Annotated in this window: 13 protein-coding genes, 3 pseudogenes and 1 riboswitch; of the genes and pseudogenes, 5 read left to right on the forward strand and 11 right to left on the reverse strand. The window is 43.3% G+C overall.

What is annotated here, in order from left to right:
* Positions 1 to 4: 4 nt before the first annotated feature.
* Positions 5 to 49: riboswitch (PreQ1 riboswitch) on the forward strand.
* Position 50: 1 nt separating this feature from the next.
* Positions 51 to 756, forward strand: a pseudogene (locus tag A5N85_RS02145) (7-cyano-7-deazaguanine/7-aminomethyl-7-deazaguanine transporter).
* On the opposite strand, the pseudogene A5N85_RS16870 reads toward A5N85_RS02145, so the two are convergent.
* The 3 genes and pseudogenes from A5N85_RS16870 to radC all read right to left on the reverse strand — a co-directional run bounded on the left by A5N85_RS16870 (position 728) and on the right by radC (position 3536).
* Positions 728 to 1984 (reverse strand): annotated as a pseudogene (locus tag A5N85_RS16870) (ATP-binding protein). The pseudogenes A5N85_RS02145 and A5N85_RS16870 overlap by 29 nt on opposite strands.
* 34 nt (positions 1985 to 2018) lie before the next feature.
* Positions 2019 to 2792: a response regulator gene (locus A5N85_RS02160; RefSeq protein WP_072575764.1), complete on the reverse strand. Its 774-nt coding sequence runs from the start codon at positions 2790 to 2792 to the stop codon at positions 2019 to 2021.
* A 24-nt stretch (positions 2793 to 2816) separates the two neighbouring features.
* Complete coding sequence (radC, locus tag A5N85_RS02165; RefSeq protein WP_245935962.1) at positions 2817 to 3536, reverse strand: RadC family protein; 720 nt, start codon at positions 3534 to 3536, stop codon at positions 2817 to 2819.
* 1 nt (position 3537) lies between these two features.
* Here radC and coaBC point away from each other — a divergent pair, with 1 nt between their 5' ends.
* The 4 genes from coaBC to A5N85_RS02185 are packed head-to-tail and all read left to right on the forward strand — an operon-like array spanning position 3538 to position 7358.
* Positions 3538 to 4740, forward strand: coding sequence for a bifunctional phosphopantothenoylcysteine decarboxylase/phosphopantothenate--cysteine ligase CoaBC (gene coaBC / locus A5N85_RS02170; protein WP_072575765.1), 1203 nt, complete (start codon positions 3538 to 3540; stop codon positions 4738 to 4740).
* The gene (gene dut, locus A5N85_RS02175) at positions 4721 to 5182 is read left to right on the forward strand and encodes a dUTP diphosphatase (protein WP_072575766.1); all 462 of its coding nucleotides are present in this window, start codon (positions 4721 to 4723) and stop codon (positions 5180 to 5182) included. The genes coaBC and dut overlap by 20 nt, the downstream gene beginning before the upstream one ends.
* Positions 5182 to 5955 carry an acetylglutamate kinase gene (gene argB / locus A5N85_RS02180; RefSeq protein ID WP_072575767.1) on the forward strand — a complete coding sequence of 258 codons (774 nt, stop codon included), beginning with the start codon at positions 5182 to 5184 and terminating at the stop codon, positions 5953 to 5955. Before dut ends, argB begins: the two co-directional genes overlap by 1 nt.
* Entirely contained in the window at positions 5952 to 7358 is a 1407-nt protein-coding gene (locus tag A5N85_RS02185; protein WP_072575768.1) for a cryptochrome/photolyase family protein, read from the forward strand. Before argB ends, A5N85_RS02185 begins: the two co-directional genes overlap by 4 nt.
* Positions 7359 to 7365: 7 nt before the next feature.
* Here A5N85_RS02185 and rimO read toward each other — a convergent pair whose 3' ends face one another.
* The 8 genes and pseudogenes from rimO to A5N85_RS02230 all read right to left on the reverse strand — a co-directional run.
* Positions 7366 to 8688, reverse strand: a complete 1323-nt coding sequence (gene rimO, locus A5N85_RS02190) for a 30S ribosomal protein S12 methylthiotransferase RimO (RefSeq protein WP_072575769.1) — start codon at positions 8686 to 8688, stop codon at positions 7366 to 7368.
* A gap of 362 nt (positions 8689 to 9050) precedes the next feature.
* Positions 9051 to 9548, reverse strand: coding sequence for an azurin (gene azu / locus A5N85_RS02200; protein ID WP_084601546.1), 498 nt, complete (start codon positions 9546 to 9548; stop codon positions 9051 to 9053).
* Positions 9549 to 9844: 296 nt separating this feature from the next.
* On the reverse strand, positions 9845 to 10135 hold the full coding sequence (locus A5N85_RS02205; RefSeq protein ID WP_072575771.1) for a nitrous oxide reductase accessory protein NosL: 291 nt from the start codon (positions 10133 to 10135) through the stop codon (positions 9845 to 9847).
* On the reverse strand, positions 10132 to 10965 hold the full coding sequence (locus tag A5N85_RS02210; protein WP_072575772.1) for an ABC transporter permease subunit: 834 nt from the start codon (positions 10963 to 10965) through the stop codon (positions 10132 to 10134). The genes A5N85_RS02205 and A5N85_RS02210 overlap by 4 nt, the downstream gene beginning before the upstream one ends.
* On the reverse strand, positions 10958 to 11863 hold the full coding sequence (locus tag A5N85_RS02215) for an ABC transporter ATP-binding protein (RefSeq protein WP_072575773.1): 906 nt from the start codon (positions 11861 to 11863) through the stop codon (positions 10958 to 10960). Before A5N85_RS02215 ends, A5N85_RS02210 begins: the two co-directional genes overlap by 8 nt.
* Positions 11844 to 13109 (reverse strand): nitrous oxide reductase family maturation protein NosD, encoded by a 1266-nt coding sequence (locus tag A5N85_RS02220; protein WP_072575774.1) that lies wholly within the window; start codon positions 13107 to 13109, stop codon positions 11844 to 11846. Before A5N85_RS02220 ends, A5N85_RS02215 begins: the two co-directional genes overlap by 20 nt.
* Positions 13109 to 13333: pseudogene (locus A5N85_RS02225) on the reverse strand (TAT-dependent nitrous-oxide reductase); the annotation flags it as partial. The gene A5N85_RS02220 and the pseudogene A5N85_RS02225, both read right to left, overlap by 1 nt.
* Positions 13333 to 13626, reverse strand: a 294-nt coding sequence (locus A5N85_RS02230) for a transposase (RefSeq protein ID WP_143143153.1), incomplete at its 5' end; no start/stop codon positions are given. The gene A5N85_RS02230 and the pseudogene A5N85_RS02225, both read right to left, overlap by 1 nt.

Consider the following 13626-nt stretch of genomic DNA (forward strand, 5'->3'; position numbering starts at 1 on the left):
ATTTTTCTTTGTGGTTCGAAACCCTCCCACATTAAAAAACTAGGTCTTTTATGCAAACAACATACTCTTTTACTGCTGAGCAACAGAAAAAATCGCTCAAATGGTTGGTTTTTTTGGCACATTATTGTGATTGCAGCTAGTAATTACTTAGTCCAACTTCCTGTAGATATCTTAGGATTTAAAAATACTTGGGGCGCATTTACTTTCCCCTTTATTTTTCTAACGACCGACCTAACCGTCCGTATTTTTGGTGCACCTTTAGCCAGAAAAATCATTTTCTTCACCATGCTCCCTGCGCTTATCATTTCTTATGCGATTGGCGTTATTTTTTATGATGGTAATTATGTCGGTATAACCGCATTAAACGATTTTAACAGCGTCGTTTTTAGAATTGCACTTGCTAGCTTCATGGCTTATTTAATCGGCCAATTACTAGATATCACCGTTTTCAATCGTTTACGTCAGCTTAAAAGCTGGTGGATAGCGCCTAGTGCTTCAACGCTTGTTGGTAATGCCATTGATACGTTAATCTTTTTCTCCGTCGCATTTTATAGTGGCGCAGACGAATATATGGCAGCACACTGGGTTGAAATAGGCATGGCAGACTATACATGGAAGCTGATTATCTGTGGATTATTCTTTTTGCCGGCTTATGGTGTTTTACTCGCCATTCTCACAAAAAAACTCACCCAACTTCAAGTTGATAAGCAGTTAAATATGACGCTACCTACCTACTCAACGACAGAGATAAAATAAATGTCGAACCTTCGCCGGGCTGTGATTGAATTTCCAATGTTCCTTGATGTAGCTCGGCACCATGTTTCACAATAGCTAGCCCCAACCCTGAGCCCTTTGCGGTCGAGCGTCTATTATCCACACGATAAAATCGCTCCGTTAATCAATGAATATGCTGAGGGTCAATCCCAATACCCGTATCTTGAATAATAATATTAACGTTATCTTGTGGCTGCACAGAAACCGTTACGCTTATCGGTTGACGACTACCCGAATGAAGAATGGCATTTTGCAATAGATTACTCACCATTGAGTGCAATACTTTCTCATCTGCCCATAGCATTATTTCTTCTACTCTATTGATCACTATCCCAATATGCGCTGGATAAGCCTGATTAAGCTCCTCTACCCAACTATTTATCACAGCGGTCAAACACAGCGGAGAACGCTTTAACGTCGTTTCTAAATTTTCTAATGTTGCTAATTGCAACATATCTGCAACGAGTTCTTGCATTTGTTCTGCTGCCTGATGAATTTCTGCTAAAGGCATCGCCCATTGTTCTGGCAAATTTGTCTGCACTTTTAAAACTTCTGAAAAGCCCATAATTACCGTTAACGGCGTTTTTAACTCATGCGATGCATTATCAATAAACGCTTTACGACGCGCATCTAAATCTAATCGCGCCGTCACATCTCTAGCTAAATATAAAATATTGCCTTGTGCTAAAGGCACGCGTAAAAACTCTAATTGTAAATTCTCTTGTGATAATAACCGAACAACTAATGGCTTGTCTTGCTGAAATGCTTGAGAGAAAACATCAATGCCCTCCACACGAATTAAATGATCTATACGCCTGCCAATATCCAAGCGTTTACTTAATGCTAAAGTCTCTTGCGCACGGCGATTAAAGCCCAATAAATAGCCATCTTCATTGGTCAGCAGAGCAATATCTGGCATTGCTTCAACCAATTCACGATATGCCACTAGAAATCGCTGCAACCGCTTTTTCCGTCGTTTACCTTGCTCTTTCTGGCGCAACATCCGATAAGCAATTACCGTCAATTGGGGAGATAAATGTTCAGGCAAGGTTTTCATGGTTCCTTGCGACCAATTCAGTAAACGCTTTTGCTGATAATACGTTATCCCGATAAAGCCTAAAAAAGCCAATCCAATTAACTTTCCCCGTAAAGAAAAAAGAAAATCCGCCACGCCCGCAGCAAATATCACTATCCAACCTACAGGGCGCATATAGCGAATTACTCTACACGTTTAATACCAATGATTAAGACAACATCAAGCTAATAGCACTTGCCAACGCAATTAGTAAAGCAATAATACTCACACCAAACGTAACTTTTAATTGACGCTCAGATTTTACGACTTGACGTTGTAAATAAACGACATCCCTATGTTGGCGCTCTAAATCTGCATTTAACTCTACATTTGAGCTATTCATAGCTTGTAGCGATAGACGATGCTCTAGCTCGTCCATACGCGATTTTAACTCATTAGAAAGCGCCGGCTGCACATCCGCTCTAACTGGAGGAACCGCAACTGCTATTTCTTCATCATAAACAGGCAACGTTTCAATATCTTTTGGCAGAGGAGATGCTACAGGTTTTGCTGGCGCAGGCGCTGCTGACGGGGTGGTAGGTTCGGCTTGGCGAATACGAGGTTGATCATCTAAACGTTTCGCCAAAGCATTCAATAAATGATCTAAACGATTAGCATCAGCGGGTTTAGGTAAATATCCTGTGGCACCACTATCTCTGGCTTTTTTACGCGCTTCTTCTGAAATATCGCCAGAATACATAATCACAGGAATATTAGCTGTTTCTGGATTTTTCCGCATTCTTGCTAATCCCTCGAAACCGTCTAATTCAGGCATCATCACATCCATAAACACCAAATCAGGTAGTAAATTATGCGCAATCCAACGTTCAGCATCAACGACGCCTTCTGCTTCAGAGACTTCAATATCATATTTTACTAATAATCGTTTCAACGTTAATCGCGCCAAACGCGAATCATCCACAATTAAAGCCGTTCTCAACATAGTCTTTCCTCTTGTAAACTTTGGCTACCATCCGCCATTTTCTTGCATTGATATCAGTTTATTATTGCTAACAATAAAGTGATCTAAAACTTTAACCTCAATTTCTGCTAACCAACTAGCAATTTTTTGCGTCACCTGTCGGTCGGCACTCGAAGGCTCAGCCATTCCTGCTGGATGATTATGCACTAAAATAAGGGCAGATGCATGATGATACAACACTTTTTCTGCAATCTCCCTAACTGGCAAATCGACCCTATCTGGTGAACCTTTATTAAATCGCTCAAAACTGATAAATTGATTTTGCGAATCAAGCAATATTATCCCCAACTCTTCTAAACTCAAGCCTTTATAATGAATTAACAAAAAACTTCTCACATCTTCAGCACAGCCGAACTGCCAATCACTGCGCATAATATCTGCGCTGACAAAGCGTTTAGACAATTCTGCCACTGCCATAATCTCAGCAATTTTTGCACTACCCAATCCTTTTATCGCTCGCAAATGTCTCTCTTGGCTAGTGAGCAATCCAACCAACCCGCCTCGCGCCTTTAAAATTGTTTGCGCAAACGCCAGCACCGACTGCCCTTTAATCCCTGTCCGCAATAAAATTGCCAATAACTCATAATCCGCCAACGCTTGCGCACCTAATCGCAATAAACGTTCGCGCGGCATATCCGTATTTTCTTCAATAACATTGTTTTTCGTTTTCATCCCAGTAGAATAACGTTTTTTATCACGGTGCAATATGAATAAACTCTTGCTCGGTATCAGTGGTGGCATTGCTGCATATAAAAGCATCCAACTGGTTCGATTGCTAAAACAACAAGATTATGAAGTGCGCTGCGTATTAACCGAATCTGCACAAACCTTTGTTGCCCCTCAAACCCTGCAAGCACTAACAGGCGAAATCGTCCGGACAGAGTTATTTGACGCGCAAGCAGAAGCCGCCATGGGACACATTGAACTCGCGCGTTGGGCGGATTGTCTCATTATTGCCCCCGCCACTGCCAATACACTTGCCAAACTTGCCAACGGCATTGCTGACAATTTACTAACCACTCTCTACCTTGCGACTACCGCACCTGTTTTAATCGCTCCAGCAATGAACCATCAAATGTGGCAACATCCTGCCACCCAAGAAAACTGCCAACGCCTTCAAGCACGGGAAAATCACTTTATTATTCCCGTTGGCGTAGGCGAGCAAGCCTGTGGGGAAGTCGGCGCGGGTCGTATGGCAGAACCTGAAACCATTATTGAACACCTAAATGCGTATCTAAATCGCGACTGGACAGATATTCATCTCACGCTTACCGCTGGTTCTACCCGCGAACCCATAGATCCCGTTCGCTACATTAGTAATCACAGCAGCGGAAAAATGGGCTATCAAATAGCAGCAGCTGCGGCACGTCGTGGCGCAACAGTTACTCTCATTAGCGGACCTACCGCGTTACCAACACCTACAGGCGTAAAGAGAATTAACGTAAACACTGCGCTAGAAATGCATCAAGCTGCCCTCACTTATGCGCCCCAAAGTGATATCTTTATTGGTGTTGCTGCTGTTGCGGATTATCGCGTTGAAAATCCCGCTAACCAAAAGCAGAAAAAAAACGTCCATGGCATTCCAACGCTAACGCTTATCGAAAATCCCGACATCATCGCCGATGTCGCGGCGCTTAAAGCGCATCGACCGTATACCGTCGGATTTGCCGCTGAAACGGAAAACTTACTCACCTATGCCCGCGATAAGCGCCAGAAAAAACAGCTTGACCTCATTATCGCGAATGACGTGAGCAAAAACGTCTTTGGCGCAGATGAAAACAGCGTTACCCTCATCAGTGCAGAAGCCGAAATCCCGCTACCGCACCAAGCCAAAGCGCAACTCGCTGACACACTTCTTACCCATATTCTTCAACATTACAGGAATAACTATGCTGAATCTACCCTATAAAATTTTAGACCCCCGACTGGGCGACACCATCCCCCTACCCACTTATGCCACCGAAGGTAGTGCAGCCATGGATATCCGCGCTGTCTTTGAAGAAGATAGCCTGACCTTGGCAGCGGGCGAATGTCGTCTTATCGGCACAGGACTCGCCTTTCACATTGCTGACCCTAATTATTGCGGCATTGTCTTACCGCGCTCAGGACTCGGATACAAACACGGCATTGTCTTAGGCAATCTGGTTGGACTAATTGATAGCGACTACCAAGGCGAACTCAAAATCCCGCTATGGAACCGTAGCCAAACCGCCTATACCGTGCAACTCGGCGAACGCATTGCGCAATTTATGATACAGCCCGTTACAAGAGCCATACTCAAACCCGTTGAACATTTCCATAGTGAAAGCCAACGCGGTGAGGGCGGCTTTGGACACACAGGAAGCCACTAATGCCAACTCTTATCCTCAAATATGGTGGTAATGCCATTGCTGATACCCACGCCTTAGATGATTTTGCTCGCGCAATCGCCTCACTCAGTCAAACGCATCGTGTAGTCATCGTTCATGGTGGCGGTCCCCAAATCAATCACTGGCTAGATAAAACAGGAATAGAAAGTCATTTTATTAACGGACAACGCTATACCGATACCGCGGCACTAGAAGTGGTTGAAATGACACTTTGTGCGCACGTGAACAAAGCCATCGTTCGTGCCTTATCCACTCAACAGCTATCCGCTGTTGGCATTAGCGGAGAAGATGGCAACTTACTCATAGCATCGCCACAAGCAGAACTCGGTGCGGTTGGTAAAATCACTGCAACCCATCCTAAACTACTCCATACCTTAATGGATAATGGTTACATTCCCGTGATCGCCCCACTGGCTTGTTCTGCAAACCATCAAGCCTTAAACATCAATGCCGACTATGCAGCCGCTCATATCGCGGGTGCCTTGAAAGCCGATGATTGCCTTTTTATGACCAATGTTGACGGCTTATTAAATGCTGACAAACAACGCATTGAACACGCCACTCAAACGGATATTCACGCTCTGATTGCAGATGGCACTATCAATGGCGGAATGATTCCGAAAGTGCAATGCGCCTTAGCCGCCCTTGAACAAGGCGTTAAACAAACGCGTATTATCAACGGACTGACCATGGACGCCCTACAACAATTTAGTCAAGGACATGAAACCATCGGCACGCGGATTACCCAATCATGACAACCACTACCCTTCTCTGGTTTCGTCGAGATTTGCGTCTAGAAGATAACCGTGCCTTACTAAAAGCCATTGATGAAAACCGCCCCATTATTGCGGTTTTCATCTTCGACACCAATATTCTTACCCCTTTAGCGCACGACGACCGCCGGATTAGCTTTATCTGTCAAAGCATAGCAGAACTACAACAACGCCTCTGTAATAACCACATTCCTTTGCATATCCAAAAAGGCGAACCTGAGAAAATCCTTCCACAATTAGTCACACAGTTTCATAGCACAAGCGTTATTTGTGCCGAAGATTACGAACCACAAGCCATCGCTCGTGACCATGCCGTTGCAGCTGCCTTAAAAGCCCAAGTCTGCCAATTCCTTGCTGTAACAGACCAAGTGCTTTATCCAAAATCTACCATTCTTACCAAACAAGGAACCCCTTACAGCGTCTTCACACCATATAAACGCGCATGGTTAAAACACTATGCCGAAGCCCCCGAAACCAGCACTGAACTCCCTCATCATTGGCAAGAAAGACAACAACTGCTTCCGAAATCCGCTTGGAAAACAAACCATTGCCCAACACCCGAACAGCTTGGTTTTCACACCTATTCCGACCAAGCAAAAGGCGGTGAACAAGCCGCACAGAAAACGCTAGAAACCTTCTTACCCAAACTAAGCAGCTATCATGAACAGCGCGACTATCCAGCCATCACTGGCACTTCAAACCTTTCCCCCTACTTACGTTTTGGCTGTCTATCCATTCGACAGTTAGTTGAACTCGCATATCATGAACAAAGCGAAGGCGCGCAAACATGGCTTTCAGAACTCATTTGGCGAGAATTTTACCAACAGCACCTCTATCATCATCCAGATAACATTCATCAAAGCTATCGCGAACCTTATCGAGAAATCATTTGGGATAACCACCCCGAACATCTCACGGCATGGAAAGAAGGACAAACCGGCTATCCAATCATTGACGCTGCGATGCGTTGCTTAAAACAAACAGGCGCCATGCACAATCGCCTACGCATGATTACTGCATCCTTTCTCTGTAAAGACCTACTATGCGATTGGCGCTTAGGAGAACAATGGTTTGCTCGCTATCTACTTGACTTTGACCTTGCAGCAAACAATGGCGGCTGGCAATGGGCAGCAAGCACTGGTTGCGATGCACAACCCTACTTCCGTGTCTTTAATCCCACCACCCAATCGAAAAAATTTGATCCCAAAGGACAATTCATTCGCCAATGGCTACCAGAACTTGCCCATCTTAGCGATAAAGCCATTCATCAGTCGCCTGCATTAGCCACCTATCCAGCACCTATCGTTGACCATGCTAGCCAACGGCTACGGGCTATTGCGCTTTATAAGCAAGCCGCCGATGCCTATAAAACTTTATCGAACTAGAGATGCCTCAATAAACCTGCGCGAATAAATCATGCTCATCTGAATCGGTGATTTCGACATGCACAATTTGCCCCGCTTCTGCGCCTTCAATTTGTCCAATATGCACTACACCATCAATCTCAGGCGCATCATACGGACTACGGGCAATTGCCGTTTGCGTTTCAACATCGACTTCATCAATCATCACCGGAATGACTTCGCCGACTTTCTCCGCGAGTAAACGGCGACTTATGGCATTATGGCGTTCTATAAACCGTGCCACACGCTCTTGCTTAATCGCTTCATCAACAGGATTAGGTAACGCATTTGCAGCCGCCCCTTCTACCGGCGAATAAGCAAAACAGCCAGCGCGGTTGATTTCCGCTTCATCAATAAAATCAAGCAACTCTTCAAATTCCGCTTCCGTTTCCCCCGGGAAACCCACAATAAACGTGCTGCGAATCGCAATATCTGGACAAATTTCGCGCCACTGACGAATCCGCTCCAACGTGCGTTCAATATTTCCCGGGCGACGCATCGCTTTTAAAATCCTTGGATTCGTGTGCTGCAAAGGAATGTCCAAATATGGCAACAACTTACCATCTGCCATCAATGGAATTAAATCATCCACATTTGGATAAGGATAAACATAATGTAAACGCGTCCACACATCCAAACTTGATAAGGCTTGGCATAATTCTAACAAGCGACTTTTGACTGGCTTACCGCCCCAAAAATCTAACTTATGACGAATATCCGCACCATAAGCAGACGTATCTTGGGAAATCACCAATAATTCTTTAACACCACTTTTAACTAACGCTTCCGCTTCCTTCATCACCTCGCCTGCTACGCGACTCTGCAAGCGCCCGCGCATACTCGGAATAATACAGAAGCTACATTTATGGTTGCAGCCCTCGCTGATTTTTAAATACGCATAATGGCGAGGCGTGAGTTTTAATCCTGCATCAGGCACCAAATCTATATGCGGATTTTTAGCTGGTTTTGGAACGGCTTGATGCACCGCCGTCATCACTTCTTCATACGCCTGTGGACCCGAAACCGCTAATACACCGGGATGCAACTCGCGAATCATCTCAGGTTTAACGCCCAAACAGCCTGTTACAATCACCCGACCATTCGCATCAATTGCTTCACCAATCGCATTTAAAGACTCTGCAACCGCCTCATCAATAAAGCCACAAGTATTAACAATCACCACATTTGCTTCTTCATAGCTATCGACAATTTGATAGCCATCTGTTGTTAACTGTGTCAAAATTCTTTCAGAATCAACCAATGCTTTAGGGCAGCCTAGGCTCACAAAGCCAACTGCAGGATGCTTATTCATAATGCCTCATCTATCATTTTAAGGTCGCGCATTTTATCGTTAAATGCACTAAAACAGAAATTAAACAAAGCGCAACCATCTTTAATATCTAATAAAAATTCTACAACTTGAAAAACATCTGTTATTTTCAAACTTAACAATTCGAGACCTTTGCAAAACCCTAAAAAACCACTATAGTGAAAGGCTACTAGAATAGTTACAGTGTTAAGATAGATAAATAAATAAAGTAAGCACACATACTATTACTGGAATAGCGATCTAATTTCTGTGACTCTTTTATTAGCTTTTGACTATATTTCTCTGCTAAGTAATAAAAAAGCGAACCTGAAGGTTCGCTTCTTAGATTAAAAGAGAAGAATTACTTATTCAGTAACTTCTACTTGACCTTTCATCATTGCATAGTGACCCGGGTATGAGCAGAAAAACTCATAATCGCCACCAGCCGCTAAATCTTTGGTTGAGAAAGTCACTTCTGCTTTTTCACCACCACCGATAAGTTTGGTGTGAGCAATAACGCGCTCATCGCCTTCTTTGATATAGTTGTGAGCAGCACCAGCTGCAATACCGTCTTTAGCGACACCGTCCATATCTTCTTTTTTCGTAATTACTACGTTATGACCCATTGCTGCGGCAGGTAATTTACCAACATGATTTAGCTCAACAGTAAATTCAGGGCATTCAGTTTTATTGATGGTGAATTTATCTAAGTTGTATTTCATTGCGTCATTACCTTCGATGACAACTTTACATGCGCCAGCAGCTTCTGGTTTAGCCGCTTCATCAGCGGTTTTAGCAGCATCTTGTGCGAAAACAGTCATACTGAAAGCAGCAACGATTGTGGGGATAAGTAATTTTTTCATGATTTTTTCCTTGTATTGCTAACAAAAGCATTAACATTTTATGCTTTTTTACTTCACTTGAAAATTGACATATATCAATAATTGGAAAGACAGCTATCAGATTTTGTTAGTTGCTGAAGCGAAATCGCTTGATAAGCATAGACAATGCCCTGTTCTTGCTGCGCCGCCTGCATGGCTTTTTCCTGATTAGAATATGCTTGCCAAGCTTGCGCTTCTGGTATGCGATACTCCGCAGGAATACATACATACCAAGCGGTTTGCGCATCGTGCCATTGGAGATTTTCTATTGATTTATCTTATTTTTGTAATAATCCTACATATGCTTGCATAGGACGATTAGCAGTTTCAGGATGATGCAAATAGGTTAATAAGTTCTTAACGCTACCGAACCACAAGGTTTCACGCTGACCATCTAATAATAAGACTTGTCCTTTTTCGCCTGAGTTTTCTAATACCCCCATGTGTGAGTAATAATCTTTGGCATCTTCAGGGATGAGCATTTGTGGCGCTTGCGGAGTAGCCGTTTTCTCTGCTGAATCACAGGCAGATAAGCATAAAAATAAAATAATGAGTAAAGGTTTTGTCATGGTGTTTTTTTCCGAAAAATAAGAATGGTGAGCAAAACGGGAATAACCATCCAAATAACTAAGCTGATGACCAACCACATTGGTGATAATGCCATGCTTTGCCCAACATTTAACATCCCAGCAACGGTGGCATTTTCACCACTGCCAATATTGAGCAAACGATAAGCATCCGCGGGATTTCCCCACATCAACCATGACAACATTCTCTCTGTTATCCAGTGTTTTTTATCCAGTAATAGCGCCCCTAGCAAAGCAAGGTCATAGACTAAAACGAATAACAACCATACGCCAATTGCCATTCCTGCCGCTTGTGTTCGTTGGCGAGCAATTGCTGATAATAAGGTGCCAATCGCAAGAAAAACACCACCTAAAGCGATGGTTGATAGCGTCATCAATACAAAAGGTTGCCACGTTATCCAGCGATAACCGATATCACGATGAATAAAGAAAACCGCAATTGCCGTAATGCCATAGGCAATCAATGTTGCCACCGCCAAGATGCCCCATTGCCCAATAAATTTCCCTAATACGATTTGCGAGCGGCTAAGCGGATAAACGAGTAATAACGGCATTGTGCCATTTTCAATTTCCCCCACTAAACTGTCGTAAGACAATAAAAGTGCAATTAGCGGTAATAAAAAGATATTTAAACTGGCTAGGCTAACGATAATAATGGCTAGCGGGGAGGTTTTGACTTCTCCAACGGGCGCACTTCCTAATGCAACGAGGCTCAAAGCAAAAATCGTCAGTAAAAGCGTAATGGCTAAGACCCAACGGTTACGAATACCATCAGTAAATTCTTTTTGCGCTAACGGGAATAAATTATTCATCAGTGGCTTCCTCTATGGTTTTGATTGGCTCACGCTTGAGAAAATCTGCATATAAATCATCCAAACTAGGGGCTTGAATATGAATATCCGCTGGTGAATGCTCTCGATATAACTGCGTGATGACGGCATTTTTCTCTGCCTCGTTAACTGCACATTGCCAACGACTTTCGCCAATCGATTGCCAAGGCGATGGAAGAGGTGCTGCACATTCTGTCATTAGTATAGTAGGTAACTCCGCTTGCATTCTTAGCTGTGTTAAATCTCCATCTGCCATTTTATGACCTTGCTTCATAATAATAATGCGATCAACTTGTCCGGCAAGCTCTGCTAATGCATGGCTAGATAGCAAAATGGCAACGCCTGATGCACGCAATAACGCAATGCGTTCATAAAACTCTCGACGAGAAGCAGGATCAAGTCCTGTTGTCGGTTCATCTAAAAACAAGATATCAGGTTGCCCAATTAAGGCTTGTGCAAGCGCTAGCCGTTGCCGCATCCCTTTAGAGTAAGTGCCAACGCGTCTATCCGCCGCATCTAAAATACCAACGGTTTCTAATAACGCCTCATTCGCTGCTATTGGCTGCTTTTTGAGCTTAGCAAAAAATTTTAAAGTTTCACGCCCCGTTAAAGATGGATAAAGCGAGACGGTTTCTGGTAAATAACCTAGCTTGGTTTTGACCTGTGCATCTGTTGGCGCTTTTCCTTGTAGATACACGCTGCCAGTGGTCGGTGATAATAAACCCAGTAACATTTTCATCAAGGTTGATTTGCCCGCACCGTTATGACCAGCAAGCGCAACACATTCTCCCGCATGAATGGTTAAATCGAGCGGATAAACCGCGCATCGACCACGAAAAGTTTTACTAAGATGATTGGCTTCAATGAGAATGGAATTCATGAGAATGCTCCGTTGGCGTAGGCTGCATTAAAGGATAAGTATCGGTTACACCGCCTGGCAATAAACTGGGGAATTGCTGTTGGGCATATTTTAAAAGTTGAGCAGCCGGACTATTGATTAGCAATTTGGCTGAAGGTGCGCGCCAAAGAATTTGATCCATTACTGTATTCGGACGATAAGGCGTATCGGCAATGCCATCCCCATTTAAGTCAAACGCGCTATGATCGCTCCAATAATTCCCACGCCCTTCATGCGACCACTGGCTTTCACGCGTCCCAACATACATGACCTGTGTTTGATTTTGCACAAAGCTATTGTCATGCATGCCATTATTCTCAGAACCTGCTGATGAATGAATACCAATTTCGCAACCTTGGAAATAGTTATGGTCAAATTCATTATGATTGGCGTTATAAAGAAAAACGCATTTTTTAGCGTTATTGACAGTATTGCCGCGAATCACACTATGATTAACATCATTGAGCATTAAACCATGCTCTTTGCTGTTTTTCGTCACATTATTAACTGCGCTAATACGATTAGAAAACATTAAAACATACGCACTTTCTACATTATCAGCGCGATTTTCCCGAACTTCGCTGTCTTCGGTATACATATAATGCACCGCAAAGCGCAAATCATGTAAATAATTACCGATAAATAAATTATCTTTACTGACATTGGTAAAAATTCCATCCCGTCCACCACTAATATCATTATCTTTAATAATGGTTTTAGGGCTTCGCCAAATGCTCACGCCATTACCGCGACTATTAACGCGTAGGCGATTATCATTGCGGATAACATTGTTCTCTACCAATGCGGCATCAGGCCCCCAAACATAAACGCCAAATAAGTTTCCTTGAATATGATTATTTTTCACTACCGCATGATGGGCGGTTTTGTCTAAAAAAATTCCCGCATTCATTTTGCTCAGACTTTTACCCGAGCCGCTCACGGTTAAATGTGCTAAATGCACATTTTCTGCGGTTACGCGAATAGCATCCGCTTTGCCATCGCCAATAATATGGCTCACACCCTTTTCGCTTCCAATTAAGCTAATAGATTGATTAACAACAATATTGCCATGATAATCACCAGCAGCCAAATGCAATTCATCGCCTACTTGTGCGGTATCAATGGCTTGCTGCAAATCGCTACCTGCGGATATCGTTTTGATTTCTGCTTGTGCGATGATGCAAATGGCAGCCGAAGCTGCCATTAAAAAAGAACGAAAACTTTGCATTATGCCTGTGCTGTTGGTTTAACAAACATCCGTCCGCTCATTTCCATATGGAGGGCATGACAGAACCATTGACAATAATACCAATAAACGCCCGGACGATCGGCGGTAAAGGTAACAGAAGATGTCGCCTGAGGACCAATTTCCATTGCAATACCATGACCTTCTAGCGTGAAACCATGCGTTAAGTCTTCAATCAACTCTTTATTGGTTACATATAGTGCAATCATCTAAAACCCAATCCAATCCAAAGCAGATAAAAGAATAAAGTATCAATACAATCCATCCGCCATTCTTTGCGTATTTGCTTAATCCAAGCCCACATCTTTTCAATAGGATTTAAGTCTGGACTATAAGGGGGTAACCAAACTATCTCATGCCCATGCTCTTCAATGATTGCTTGAATATCACTGCGTTTATGAAAAGTGGCATTGTCCATGACAATTACACTGTTTTTAGGTAACTCAGGTAACAGTGCTWCTCTCACCCAATGAGAGAAAATATCGCTGTTAATAGAACC

The organism is Suttonella ornithocola (assembly GCF_001889065.1).
Lineage (GTDB): Bacteria > Pseudomonadota > Gammaproteobacteria > Cardiobacteriales > Cardiobacteriaceae > Suttonella_A > Suttonella_A ornithocola.

Excerpts from the sequence above, each read along its gene's own strand:
- rimO (WP_072575769.1), bottom strand. The coding sequence starts at position 8,688 with ATGAATAAGCATCCTGCAGTTGGCTTTGTGAGCCTAGGCTGCCCTAAA.
- coaBC (WP_072575765.1), top strand. The coding sequence starts at position 3,538 with ATGAATAAACTCTTGCTCGGTATCAGTGGTGGCATTGCTGCATATAAA.
- argB (WP_072575767.1), top strand. The coding sequence starts at position 5,182 with ATGCCAACTCTTATCCTCAAATATGGTGGTAATGCCATTGCTGATACC.
- A5N85_RS02185 (WP_072575768.1), top strand. The coding sequence starts at position 5,952 with ATGACAACCACTACCCTTCTCTGGTTTCGTCGAGATTTGCGTCTAGAA.
- azu (WP_084601546.1), bottom strand. The coding sequence starts at position 9,548 with ATGAAAAAATTACTTATCCCCACAATCGTTGCTGCTTTCAGTATGACT.
- A5N85_RS02220 (WP_072575774.1), bottom strand. The coding sequence starts at position 13,109 with ATGCAAAGTTTTCGTTCTTTTTTAATGGCAGCTTCGGCTGCCATTTGC.
- dut (WP_072575766.1), top strand. The coding sequence starts at position 4,721 with ATGCTGAATCTACCCTATAAAATTTTAGACCCCCGACTGGGCGACACC.
- A5N85_RS02215 (WP_072575773.1), bottom strand. The coding sequence starts at position 11,863 with ATGAATTCCATTCTCATTGAAGCCAATCATCTTAGTAAAACTTTTCGT.
- A5N85_RS02205 (WP_072575771.1), bottom strand. The coding sequence starts at position 10,135 with ATGACAAAACCTTTACTCATTATTTTATTTTTATGCTTATCTGCCTGT.
- A5N85_RS02210 (WP_072575772.1), bottom strand. The coding sequence starts at position 10,965 with ATGAATAATTTATTCCCGTTAGCGCAAAAAGAATTTACTGATGGTATT.
- A5N85_RS02160 (WP_072575764.1), bottom strand. The coding sequence starts at position 2,792 with ATGTTGAGAACGGCTTTAATTGTGGATGATTCGCGTTTGGCGCGATTA.